This is a genomic window from Trichocoleus sp. DQ-U1, from assembly GCF_039961925.1.
Taxonomy (GTDB): Bacteria; Cyanobacteriota; Cyanobacteriia; order Cyanobacteriales; family FACHB-T130; genus FACHB-T130.
This window is the reverse complement of sequence record NZ_JAMPKB010000025.1, coordinates 1-12,795: the sequence shown is the minus strand read 5'-3', so window position 1 is coordinate 12,795 and position 12,795 is coordinate 1. Positions and strand designations below refer to the sequence as shown.

Annotated in this window: 9 protein-coding genes and 1 pseudogene; 8 read left to right on the top strand and 2 right to left on the bottom strand. The window is 46.6% G+C overall.

Annotated elements, in window-relative coordinates; genetic code table 11:
* Positions 1-130: 130 nt before the first annotated feature.
* On the top strand, positions 131-781 hold the full coding sequence (gene hisIE, locus NDI34_RS12600; RefSeq protein ID WP_190415845.1) for a bifunctional phosphoribosyl-AMP cyclohydrolase/phosphoribosyl-ATP diphosphatase HisIE: 651 nt from the start codon (positions 131-133) through the stop codon (positions 779-781).
* 37 nt (positions 782-818) lie between these two features.
* On the opposite strand, the gene NDI34_RS12595 is transcribed toward hisIE, so the two are convergent.
* Positions 819-2,087: an MFS transporter gene (locus tag NDI34_RS12595; RefSeq protein ID WP_348232817.1), complete on the bottom strand. Its 1,269-nt coding sequence runs from the start codon at positions 2,085-2,087 to the stop codon at positions 819-821.
* Positions 2,088-2,387: 300 nt separating this feature from the next.
* On the opposite strand from NDI34_RS12595, the gene NDI34_RS12590 reads away from it, so the two are divergent.
* From NDI34_RS12590 to ruvA, 3 genes are all read left to right on the top strand, one after another.
* On the top strand, positions 2,388-2,567 hold the full coding sequence (locus NDI34_RS12590; RefSeq protein ID WP_190415851.1) for a chlorophyll a/b-binding protein: 180 nt from the start codon (positions 2,388-2,390) through the stop codon (positions 2,565-2,567).
* A 190-nt stretch (positions 2,568-2,757) separates the two neighbouring features.
* Positions 2,758-3,507, top strand: coding sequence for a sucrose-phosphate phosphatase (locus NDI34_RS12585; protein ID WP_190415900.1), 750 nt, complete (start codon positions 2,758-2,760; stop codon positions 3,505-3,507).
* Positions 3,508-3,535: 28 nt separating this feature from the next.
* Entirely contained in the window at positions 3,536-4,159 is a 624-nt protein-coding gene (ruvA, locus tag NDI34_RS12580) for a Holliday junction branch migration protein RuvA (RefSeq protein WP_190434499.1), read from the top strand.
* A 102-nt stretch (positions 4,160-4,261) separates the two neighbouring features.
* On the opposite strand, the gene NDI34_RS12575 is transcribed toward ruvA, so the two are convergent.
* The gene (locus tag NDI34_RS12575) at positions 4,262-6,268 is read right to left on the bottom strand and encodes an AAA family ATPase (RefSeq protein WP_348232816.1); all 2,007 of its coding nucleotides are present in this window, start codon (positions 6,266-6,268) and stop codon (positions 4,262-4,264) included.
* Between the two features lie 680 nt (positions 6,269-6,948).
* Between NDI34_RS12575 and NDI34_RS12570 the strand changes: the two genes are divergently transcribed.
* The 4 genes and pseudogenes from NDI34_RS12570 to NDI34_RS12555 all read left to right on the top strand — a co-directional run.
* Complete coding sequence (locus tag NDI34_RS12570) at positions 6,949-9,567, top strand: DUF4157 domain-containing protein (protein ID WP_348232815.1); 2,619 nt, start codon at positions 6,949-6,951, stop codon at positions 9,565-9,567.
* Entirely contained in the window at positions 9,567-10,415 is an 849-nt protein-coding gene (locus NDI34_RS12565; protein ID WP_348232814.1) for an AAR2 pre-mRNA splicing protein, read from the top strand. Before NDI34_RS12570 ends, NDI34_RS12565 begins: the two co-directional genes overlap by 1 nt.
* Positions 10,416-10,698: 283 nt before the next feature.
* On the top strand, positions 10,699-12,429 hold the full coding sequence (locus tag NDI34_RS12560; RefSeq protein ID WP_348232813.1) for a M48 family metalloprotease: 1,731 nt from the start codon (positions 10,699-10,701) through the stop codon (positions 12,427-12,429).
* 189 nt (positions 12,430-12,618) lie between these two features.
* A pseudogene (locus NDI34_RS12555) lies at positions 12,619-12,795 on the top strand (SAM-dependent methyltransferase); the annotation flags it as partial.

Below are 12,795 nucleotides of genomic sequence, written 5' to 3'. Positions count from 1 at the left end.
AACTGCTTCTTGCAACCTCTTATTCACTTTAGCGAACAACCCGGAAGAATATCTGAGGCATCTAGAACGGGTGCTGAGCAGTTGGTGGTGAGGAGTGATATCTTGTACAAGTGAGTCATTTGTACTGAAAATGCCAGCTGCTGAACCCTCTGCTTTAAGCCAATCCATCCCTGTCGATCGAATCCGCTACAACGAGCAGGGACTGGTGCCAGCGATCGCGCAAGATTATCTGGATGGTACGGTCTTGATGATGGCTTGGATGAATCGGGAGTCGTTACAGAAAACGCTGGAAACGGGACAAGCTTGGTATTGGAGCCGTTCTCGTGGGGAGTTGTGGCATAAAGGGGCGACTTCGGGGCATTTACAAAATGTGCGAAGTCTCCGTTATGACTGCGATAGCGATGCGCTGCTGGTTACTGTGGAACAGGTGGGAGAAATTGCCTGTCACACCGGAGAACGCAGCTGTTTTCATCAAGTAGATGGGGAAAAAGCGCCGCCTCCCGCAGATACCTTGTCGGATTTGTTTGCGACGATTTGCGATCGCCGAGATAATCCTAGCGAAAGTTCTTACACCAGCAAGCTATTTGCCGGTGGAGATAACAAGATTTTGAAAAAAGTTGGCGAAGAATCTGCTGAAGTGGTGATGGCTTGCAAGGATGACGACAAGGACGCGATCGCGGGTGAGGTTGCTGATTTGTTCTATCACACCCTGGTTGCTTTAGCTCACCATCATGTTGATGTTAGAGATGTTTATCGCAAGTTGCAAGAAAGACGGCGATAAAGCATTTTAAACGCTCTCGGTACCCAGAGTCTTGGCGTTACTTTACGTTACCCTCTGCGTTCTTTGCGTTTAAAATCTGGTTGAGGTATTGCAAAATGGCAATAGTTATGGCTACGCTGAATGCGAAGCCCAGCCACAGACCATGCGCCACAACGGGCGGTTGATCTAATGCCCAGCCACCCACTGTAGGGCCAATGAAATAGCCGATTGCCCAACAAAGAGAATTGATTGAAAAATATACGCCACGTTGAGATTCGGGGGCTAAGACTGTAATCAGAGAAGATGCTGAGGGAGTGTAGGAGACAAGGGCGATCGCAAAAACTCCCATTGCTAAAATTGCCCACAATAACTGACTTGATGCTGCTACTCCTGTAAACCAAATTAAGCTAAATCCTAATCCCCAAAAGAGGGCGGAAATGCACAAGGCGTAGGGATGGCTCAAGCGTTTAAACATTCTGACAACTGGCAGCTGTAAGAGAATGGCTAAGACAAGGTGCCAGGTAAATAAAGCACTAATGGTTGTGGGGGAAAATCCTTTCCCGGATTCTTCTACACGCAAGAAATTGCTGAAGTACAGGGGCATTGTACTTTGGGTTTGCGAGATATAGGTGGTGAAGATGATGTTCACTAAGCAAAAAATCAACAGACTGCGATCGCGCAGTGCCGTTGCCCAACTGCTAAATGCTTGTTGTTGGCGTTCTCCTGGTTTGTAAGTTTCTGCGATCGCTGCATAGACGACCCCAAAGAACACCACAAATGAAATCGCATCAAGCACAAATAGCTCTCGATAAGCCCCCGTGGTGCCAATTAATACACCTCCCAATACAATTCCGATGCCCATCCCCAAATTGTCTGCCAGTCGCGTTAGGGCATAAGCTTCATTGCGCTGCTCTCCCTGTGTCAAATCTGCTACTACGGCTTCTGTGGCAGGCCAATATAAACCGATGCCCATGCCCATCAGCAAGTTACCAACCACGAAAATGTGAAAATTGTTGCTAATCGCCAAGACTAGGGAAGCAACTGCCGAAACCGCTGCTGAGAGTAACAGGGTGCGTCTGCGTCCCCAAAACTGCGAATCTGCAAACGAACCGCCCAAAATACGCCCAACTACGCCAGAAATGGAGGCGCTGCCTAAGCCAATCCCGACTTGCGTGGCGGAGAGTCCCACTTGATTGACAAAAAAAATCGGGGCGTAAAACAAAGTAAACCCAGTGCCAATCCCGGATAAGAATCGACCAGCGGCAAGAATCCAAACTTGGGAATTTAGCTGAGGCAACCAGGACGTGGCTTTGCGGAAAAATGTCATGGGGGAGAGGAATTAGAGGGATTTCTGAAGGCAATTCTGCGGGTGAACGGACTTGTCGCGTATCCACTTCAATACAGAATTGCTTGAATTGAGCAGAATCGGTTTTTCTCAGGTGATAAAGATAGTGAAAGCGAAAGATGCGATCGCGCGATTCCTCTCAAGCTTTCGGTTCAAGCTTTCGGTGCGAGCGCTCATAGCTCTAACCTCAGATAGAGACCACCCTAGCTTCTTATCGTTACATTTAGTTACATAAGCTAAACATTGCTTAACAAACGTAGCGATAAACCCGGAGTTCCCACCATGCAAGAGACACAGAAAGTAACCACTCCCGTCATGGACGATCGTAACGCTTGGAGATACGGCTTCACTCCTCAAGCAGAAATTTGGAACGGGCGTCTAGCGATGATTGGCTTTTTAGCCGCTGCGCTGATTGAAATCTTCTCAGGTCAAGGCTTCCTGCACTTCTGGGGTCTGATCTAGAATTAATTCCCTCCCATTCTCGTCATCATGTCACCTCAAGTAATCCGCCTGGGAGTTATCAAAACGCTCCCAGGTTTTTTTTATCTTCAATTGTCGCTAAGGAGTGATGGGAAGCGATCGCTCTCTATCCCCCTAATGAACTCCCATATAGGAAAATAATCCAGTAGCCAAATCCCAAGCAATGAGCAACGTGAAGCCATTTCTCTTCTTGACCGATTTAGACAATACCTTAGTAGGCGATGACGAGGCTCTAGAAGAACTCAAGCGCCACCTGAGCCAGCATCGGCAACAATACGGGACAAAGATTGTTTATGTAACAGGTCGTTCCCCCGTCCTCTACCAAGAACTGAAGACCGAACAGGAGCTATTAGAACCCGATGTCCTCGTTCTTTCTGTCGGGACGGAAATTTACCGAGATGGCAGCGATACACCAGATCCAGCTTGGGTAGAGCAACTTTCTCACAACTGGGATCGCGATTTGATCGTCGCCACAACCGCTCATTTTTCTGACCTCGTTCCCCAACCGCCATCCGAACAACGCCCTTTTAAAGTTAGCTACTTCCTCGCCGAAGAAGCCGCCGTTGAAGTTCTCCCTCAGCTAGAAGATTTGTTGGAAGAACGCAAGCTAGATGTCAAGTTGGTCTATAGCAGTGGCAAAGACTTGGACATCCTACCTCGCGGTGGCAATAAAGGAACTGCAACCACGTTTCTGCGACAGCAATTTCAGATGCCTCCCGAACAAACCGTTGTTTGTGGTGATTCTGGCAACGATGTAGCTTTCTTTCAGTCCGGTGAGGAACGGGGAATCATTGTCGGGAATGCCCAGCCAGAACTCCTAAAGTGGCATTACGCCAATCCTTCGATTAATCGCTATTTAGCAAAAGCGGATTGCGCTGGAGGTATTCTAGAAGGTCTGAAGCATTTCGGCTTTTTAGAATGAACTTATCCTACATCCTCAACATCTTTGCATGATCGGCTATCTCAAAGGGACGGTAGCTGGCATCCAGAAAAGCACCGCCAATCGCGTCATCCTGATTCTGGAAGTTAATCAGATTGGGTACGAACTGCATATCCCGCCGCGCCTGGAGGCTGAGCTACCGGCGGCGGGAGAAATGGTGCAAGTTTTTACACACCAACAAGTTCGGGAAGATCAAGTCCTCCTGTATGGCTTTGGCTCCGCCGCTGAGCGGGATTTATTTCGCGCCCTCGTCAGCGTCAGCGGGATTGGTGCTAGAGGTGCGATCGCCCTCTTAGACACCTTAGGGCTATCAGATTTAGTTCAAGCAATCGTTACAGGCAACACCCGCACCTTAGCGAAAACTCCAGGCATCGGCAGCAAAACCGCCGAACGTCTGGCGCTGGAACTGAAAACTAAACTGGCAGAATGGCGACACTCAGCAGGGGTAACTAGCACCGCGACTGGTCCTTCTGCCGCGATTTTAGAAGATGTGGAGATGACACTACTGGCTTTGGGATATAGCAATAGTGAAGTTGCCCAGGCGATCGCTGTCGTCAGACAAGATGCCCTGTTAGCGAAAAGCACGAATGCAGAAGATTGGATTCGAGGTGCAATCGCTTGGTTGAGTCATTGACCTTCTCCCAGCACTCTCGTTGGAGTCCCGATTTAACTCAGGTTTCTAAATTCATAATCGACATTCCTACCTGTAAGGAATCGGCACTTCAACTTAAACAGATCAGAGCCAACCTTTAATTTCTACATCAGTGAGCGATCGCTCTAACTTGACATATTCACTTTTGGTCGCTTGTAGAATATGTTTCATCATCACCGGCTCTCCGGCATTGGCTGCTAGAAAAGCGGCATTCAAGGAAATATTGCGGATATTTCCTCCCGCTACATTCAGCTTTGCTAGCTTGCTCATATCTAGCCCTTCAGTCGGGGTCTTTTTGGGGAAGATACGCTGCCAAATTTCCGCCCGTTGGCTGGCATCGGGGAAGGGAAACTGCACAATAAATCGGATGCGGCGTAGGAAAGCTTGGTCTAATGAACCTTTCAAGTTAGTCGTCAAAATCGCCAAACCCTGATAAGCTTCCATGCGCTGTAGCAAATAGCTAACTTCGACATTAGCGTGGCGGTCGTGGCTATCTTTCACCTCAGTGCGTTTCCCAAATAAAGCGTCAGCTTCATCGAATAGCAAAATAGCACCGCCTGCTTCAGCAGTATCAAATATCCGCCGCAAGTTCTTTTCGGTTTCTCCAATATATTTGCTAACGACTGCACTCAAGTCGATGCGATATAGGTCTAACCGCAATTCCTTCGCCAGTACATCTGCTGCCATTGTTTTACCTGTACCGGAAGCCCCTGCAAATAAGGCGCTGATCCCTAAACCCCGATTGCTCTTACCAGCAAATCCCCAAACTTCGTAAACTTTAGCGCGTTGCCGAAGATGAGCGGAAATATCGCGCAGAATCTGGCGTTGTGCTTCTGGCAGCACCAAGTCGTCCCAAGTAGAAGTTGAATCAATGCGTTGAGCTAAATCATCTAAGCGTGGACGTGCTTGGACGCGACAGAAATCCCATAACTGATTTTGAATTGGAGAATCTACTTCAATTTCTAATTTTTCACTTTTAATTTTTAATTGTTCGCAGGCAGATTGAATGGCGGGACTGCTGAGATTGAATTGAGAGACTAGCTCCTCTACGTGTCCGTTTAGTTCAGCAGCGACTGAGCCTAGATTAGTTTTCCAGATAGCAAGTTGTTCGCTGCGGGTAAGTTTGGGAACGTCGAAGGCAATGAGGGGGCGTTGTGGTGAATGCAGCCGTTCTTCTGTAGTAATAATTAGTGGGGTCGTGGTGCCTTGAATGAGCTGCAAAATTGAGGTTGCTCGGACTGAATCACCCGCATTGAAGCGATCGCAATCCAGCAACAGAACACTACCTGTCAAAGCGACTTCGCGTTCCCAGCGTCGGAACAGATGAATCAGGTCGTCGGGATCGGTTGGTAAGCGATGGGCGGATATGAGTTTTAAGGGATGCCCCATGAGGGCGCAGGCAGCGACAGCGATTGCCCATTTGTCGCCTACGTCTAAACCACACAGTTGCGGGATAGAGAAAGTAGAAGAATTTCCCGCTTCAGACAAGATAGCTGCTAGCCTGTCTGCTAACTGCTGGTGGGACGGTTGTAGGGGTGTATGGCAATACGCTTCTACAGGCAAGGGCTGAATTAGACTCATCAGGCGATCGTCCTGATACGGTTCGCCAAAGAGATAGTGCAGCACGCTCTCATCAATCTGCAAAGAACAGAAGGTAATAACTTGACCTGTACCGACTTGCAGTAATTGCCAGTGACGCAGAGGTGCTTGGGGGGTAAAAGCACTCCAATGACTTTGGGGAAACACTTCCAAAGCTAAACCAAAGGTCGGATAAGCCATTTCCCGATTTCCTTGAGCGTTAGCGCACAGGGCTGAGAAATTAGGAAAAATTGCCATACCGACGCACAACAGCAGAATATTGCGCTCGAAGGGAGACAGGTTGAAGGTAGTGCAGAGTTGCTCTAATGCTGGGGGGGTTGACATAGAGGCAGCGATCGCATCTAAATTCAATTGCTCGTCCGCAACTGCTTCAAGGGCTCGATTCTGCTGGCGATCGATGTACTGCTCTAATTTCCGATGCACTCCCGCTACTGCGGTCATCAGATAGTGGGAATTGCTTTTATACCAGCGGTCGGTGGTTGTGATATTCATTAGTTTTCTGACTTCAAACCGCCATGAGGAAATTACGGATTTATCCTCTAGAACTAAACACCTTCAAATTTCTCTGGATTGATGAATATATTTAGTGGCAAATTCAAATCGTAAAGTTAAGTATTTAAGCTTAAAAAATCATTAATTAATTTATTTTGTAGCAAATTCGGTTATTCTAAGCCCCTTTTCATGACAGCCCGCGTAGGCAAGCTTTGTTTGTGTGGTTCCGCTCCTTTTCATAGCAGCCTGCGTAGGCAGGCTTTGTTTGTATAGTCGCGACTTTAGTCGTTTGGCTAAAGTTTCGGGATAAAGGAAAAAGGCTTTTAGAACCAGCTTGGCTATCAAAGCACAACAGCAAATTTACGATTTTTATTTTTTCATACTTCTCAGTAATTCTCCGGGAAAGATGGAAAGAAACTGTAACTATTAGGTCTCTAATGCTCTATGTATTCCTGCCACTGCGGTCATCAGATAGTGAGGGTTGGCTTTGTGCCAGTTAGAAGTGGCTGCTATATCCATTGATTTTTCCACCTTTACCCGAAATCGTCTAATTTACAGATTTTATCTATCTAGAGGAGTATCTATTTTATTAAAATTTATTCCCATGCGTCATTGACGATTTAAGCAAAGATATGATCTAAAGGCTTAAAAATTTCCCACGCTGGCACGAGAGGCTCAATATGACCTACCAAAGAGTGCAAAAATCTTCCTCTTGGACTCCGCAAACCCAGGCGAAAGCCTCTCGCTTTGCCCCACCTCCAATGACCGTGCAGGCAAAACAACCTGTTGACGAGCATCAGTCAGAGTCGCAAATGCCCAGCTACACCCCCTTGCCAGCAGACTACGTTCATCCTTTGATGAGAAGTTTGAATTCGGCTGAGCCAATGCAGGAGCGAGCAGAAGCACTACAATCTGAGTCTGAGTCCACTGTTGAAGACAATATCCAGATGTCAGACGGGGCGGAGGCTATCCAGCGCCAGCAAGAGTTGGAAGACGAAGGCGAGGAAAAACTGTCGGTTCAGACGAAGCTTACGATAGGGCAGCCAGGAGATAAATACGAGCAGGAAGCTGACCAGATGGCAGCGCAGATAGTGCAGCAGATAAATGCGCCCTCTCCTCAGTCGTCAGGTCAGAGTAACCCAGTCCAGCGGCAAGAGATGCCTCCTGAGGAAGACGAACTTCAGATGAAGCCAATGGTGCAGCGTCTGCAAGCCAGCGGAGGAACGGTTACGCAAGATGTGGAAGCCTCAATTCAAGGGGCGCGGGGTAGCGGACAGCCACTGGCAGATAGCATCCGTGTACCGATGGAAGGGGCGTTTGGGGCTGATTTTAGTAGCGTTAAAGTCCACACCGATTCTCAATCTGACCAGCTCAACCAATCAATTCAGGCGAAAGCTTTTACCACAGGACAAGATATCTTCTTTCGTCAGGGAGCTTACGAACCTGGAAATCGGGAGGGACAAGAGTTAATTGCCCACGAGTTAACTCATGTGGTACAGCAGAGTGGCAGTACGCTATCCGGAGCAGTGCAAGGTAGGTTAATTCAGCGCACGCCGGATGACCTTTGGAACGCGGTGAATAGCGAGCAGGACGTTGACACTATTAGTCAGGAAAAAGCCAAACAAATATTAAAGAATGATTTCTACTCAAACTGGTTTCTTGTGAGAGATTACTTGGTAGAGGGTAAATGGAAAGGCAAGGAGCAAGCAGAGATTGAGAGAAAGCAGCCTTGGTTCAAAAAGCTAATGCGAGAGAGTTTCATCAAACTGCGTCAGACGGAGACTGACAAGCTTCTAACACATATACGAGATAATGAACTCGCAACTGGTGAATTCGAGAACTTAGAACCGGAAGATCGCCTGAAGTGGTCGAGTGCGGGTAGCGAGACACTAACTTCTGACATTGATGTCAATCTCAAAGGTGCAGGCTCAATCACAGCCGTCACGCTGTTCAATCAACTGTTCAAGACAGAACTCAAATGGCCTAACGAACCTGGCACAGTCTTTGATGTCAACGTCTATGCTCAAGACTTCATGGAAAAGAAGCCATTCACGCTTGATAAGAACGAAAACGAGAATACCGCAAAAATTATTCCGCAACAGGAAGTCGAGCTAAAAGGTGATGTCTTTACTAAGTTTGCTGCCGATCAAGATATGTGGTCGATCTTAAAGATGCGAATCCACATGACACAAGAAGAATGGGAACAATATCAAACCTCTATTGTAGGAGATAGCTTAAAGCCATACGACGAAGGCGCTCAGTACCAAGAAGGGATGGACGTAGAAACATACCATAAGCAACAAAAACTCCGTATACGCTTTGCAGAAGCTGAAGGTTACTACAACGAGTATCAGTGTTTACTTCAGGAGAAGATTCTCCAAATCAACACCAGCACTGATGAGGTTTATGTCACCCTGCGGAAGAATCTCGAAGCTGGTAAACAGTATCTCTCCAAGCATCAAGCTGCTGATACGAAGAAGATGGCAGCAGCTAACCTAATTTACCAGGAACAACTGGATGAAGTTGCAGCAATTCGTCTGTATTTGCAAGACCTTAAAGATTCTAGCAAAAGCAAAAATACTATAGCTCTTCAGAAAGAAATTGATCAATACTCCGTGCGTCTTAAAACAGCACTCTCACACTCGATTGTTTATGCCAATGAAGCCTATTTTACTCAGGGTGCAGTTCACTTCTCCGTAATTGGTCAGCAGATTGGCAACAGCATTAAAAAAGATAAAGGATTTGATAAGGTCGAACTTCAATTATCTGACGAAGAATATCTCCATTCCTTCCGAGAACAAGTAGGAGACACGCTTAAGGTATTGCACGAGTACAGTGAAGCAGAAATTTGGAAAGCTGCATATAAAGCTGGTAAATATATAGACCGTATGCTCAAATCTGCTGCTCCTTTAGTAGGTTCGTCTCAAGTGGCACGGTTTAATGATTTGTCAGAGGTAGGTAGCATCGCGATCGCACTCAAGGATGAAGGCGCAAATAGTGAAACGCAACAGAGTAGGCTCAATCCGGTTGCTGGAGTAATGGCAGATAGCGTATCCGGTTTCCGCAATCTGATCCTTCAGTTTGGGGTAGATGTTGAAAAAACCTATCAAAATCACCAGGAAGCGAAAAAAGCAGCCGAGAAGAATAAAGTCGAGGAACAACCTAATCTTGATAAAACTCAACGACCAAAAGTAGATAGCAGTAATCTTGTAGGGGTGGAAATGCAACAAAATATTGAACAAGCAGAAGACAAATTTGCTGGTTTGGTCGAACTAGCTCGTCAGATGTGGGGGATGTAATGGCTATTCTTTTCACTGCAATTGTCTTGCGCGATGTGCCGAAGTTATCTGCTCAGATTGACTTATTTAAATATCCGCTTAAAGGAGGTTTTCGGGGGTTTTCTTTGGTTCCGCCTGGAGTTCATTATGTAAGCGTTCAGGCTGAGGAAACACATCCAGGATTTTGGTGCTATCTGCATCCAGATGAGGTAGTTGTTAAAGTTTTTGACTATACTTTACAACAGTTTGTGGATGACAATTCCGAATCTGTTACTACCTATCAACAATTAGCCATCAGCGGTTCTATGGGAACAGCACTCTTTCCTTATCCGCAAGAACAGTGGGAAAAGTGGTGGAAATTGACCCAATATATTAATCCCAGCGATTTTCCTCCGCAACTTTATCAAGAGATAGTTAGCGAACCACCAGTCAATCTGCCAATACCAGAATTATCTGATTGGATGGAACACCATCACAAATCTCGCTTTGAACTAGCTCTATTTGATACCCATAAAGGCGATCGAGAAGCGTTTTTGGGGGAACTTCAGTTTTCTTTTGTGCGCTGGCTGGTTAATTCCGAAAATAATGAAGATGCAGAAGCTTTTAACCGCTGGCAGCACTTACTTCTATCCATGTATAATGCAGGTGAAAGAATAATCTCTCAAAATTCTAATTGTTTTGTGGCTGTAATCGATACCCTGATAGCACAGTTTGAATGCTTGCCCGATAGTATGTTTGAACCAAATAGCTTTGTTAACCACGATGCTAGTTATCTGGTTGAAGATATGCTGGATACGGATATCGAGGAATTGGGGGCGAAAGGTCGAGAATTTGCGGCTTATTTGGAAAAACGGAGGACGAATGGGTAGCATGGCATTCTATCAAGAGATAGCCAGCACCAAGGCGATCGCAAACTCGGCAGATTAATTAGATAAACGAACTTTATGCCTCAATGACCGAAATTTCCTCAGAACTGTTTTAGGATGCGATCGCGCTAACGAAAACACAAATACAGGAAATGCGATCGCGTCTCTAAAATAAGTTTGCGTAAATTGGCACAATCTCGCCTCTGCGTTCGTGTAGTCCCAGCGAGATAGGTCGGGTAAACTCTAAACATAATATAGAAAACTAGAGTTTCCATTTTCTTCTGCCATGAAACCTGTCTGGAATTCCCTGGCTTTTGCGCTTGTGCTATTGTCCGCTTCCCCCACAGCAGTGCTAGCGGAACCGACATCGCCTCCTACGGTGATTGTGACTCCAGTTCCCAAGAAAACTGAAACCCTAACGCCTCAACCAGAGGATACCAACACGCAAAAGGATTCACCTCCGGCGGTAATCGTTACTCCAGTTCCGACAACGCCAAAGACGGAAGAAACCAGCACCCCCGAAGTCAAACCCTCTGCTGAGGAAACAAAACCAGAACCCAGTCCGGAAGCAAGCGAAAAGCCGGAAACAAAACCAGAATCCGATACAGACGAAAAAGCTGAGGAGGAGAAACTAACTCCAGAAGAAATTGCTCAACAAGAGAAATTAATTGAAGCGGACAAGCTGTATCTGGGGGGACAATTTGCCGCTGCTGATAAGCTTTACCGCGAAGCGAAAGCTCCTTTTGCTAATGCAACCGAGAAAACTGAGCGAAAAGAAGCCATTACTGACGCGGATAAGTTAGCACCAGTGGGGAGAGTTTATTGGCGCGAGGCTCAAGCGGGTATACAACAAAAACTGGAAAGCAAAATTTTTGTTCCCCTGCAATTTTTAGTAGAGCAGTATCCTGAATTTATTCCCGGTCAGGTAGAGTATGCAAAAGCGCTGCGGGATTACAATCAGGTAGAAAAATCTTTACAAGTTTTGGAACGGGCAAGCACTCTTTATCCCGCCGAACCGATGTTGCTCAAAGCAAAAATTGCAGCATACGGTCAAAATAAAAAATGGTTGGAAGCTTCGCTGTCAGCACGTCAATTTGCGTTGCTTAACCCGAATCATCCAGAGGCGACGGAGTTTGCAACGCTAGCGGAAGAGAATCTAAAACGTTATCAATCGCATTTACGCGCGGAGTTGAGAGGGAATGCGATCGCTAATGCGATCACGGGTGCTTTAACCTATGCTGTCACTGGCAGTTTGTTTGGCCCTCTGACTGCCGTTGAAAGCGCCGCACTGATGCTGCGGGGAGAATCTGCGATTGGTCGATCGGTGGCAAAACAAGCCAAACGCGAACTGCCACTGGTTGAAAATGAAGAGGTGTTGAATTACGTTCGGGAGATAGGAAATAAATTAGCAACGGTAGCGGGACGCCAGGATTTTGAGTATGAATTTTTTGTGGTTCTAGATGACGATCTCAATGCTTTTGCGCTACCAGGAGGCAAGGTTTTTGTCAATGCGGGTGCGATCGCTCGCACTCATTCTGAGGCAGAATTAGCCGGTTTATTAGCCCATGAATTATCTCATGCCGTCCTCTCTCATGGGTTTCAATTAGTCACGCAAGGAAATCTGACGGCTAGCGTGACCGGATTTATTCCTTATGCTGGGAATACCGTCACCAATCTGATTGTTTTTGACTACAGCCGTGACATGGAACGACAGGCGGATATTCTCGGAACTCGCATTCTCAGTGCTACCGGCTATGCGGCGGATGGGATGCGGAATCTGATGGTGACGCTAAGCAAGCAAGATCGCGATCGCCCGATCTTCAGTTGGCTTTCCACGCACCCGATCACCGATGAGCGGACTCGGTATTTAGAAAGTTTAATTCAGACTAACGGCTACAACCGCTATGCCTATGAAGGAGTAGCGCGACACAACGAAATTAAGGCAAAAGTGAAGAAAATTCTCGACGAGGCAAAGAAGAAGGAAAAAGAACGCAAACGAAAGCGCGATCGCAATTAGCAATTCAGCGAGTGGACACGATCAACCTAAACATCTGATGTAGCTTAGATTCAGGAACGAAACCCAACATTGACAACGCTTTGATGGAGTACTATCCCTAGAAGGCTGAAGCCTTATGGCATGAACGCGCCTCCGCATCTGCTCGATCTATCCGACAAATACGAGATCCATCTACTTAGCCATTAAGCCATGCAAAGAGTATTAGAACCCGAAGTCATGGACAGTTTGGAAGAAGCTGTTGAATATGACTCGATGGACTTTACAGAAATAAATGGGGCATTTGCTCAACGGGCAATTGAGATAGGAGCAACAAATGCAACTGTTCTAGATGCCGGAACCGGAACCGCTCGAATTCCTATTTTAATT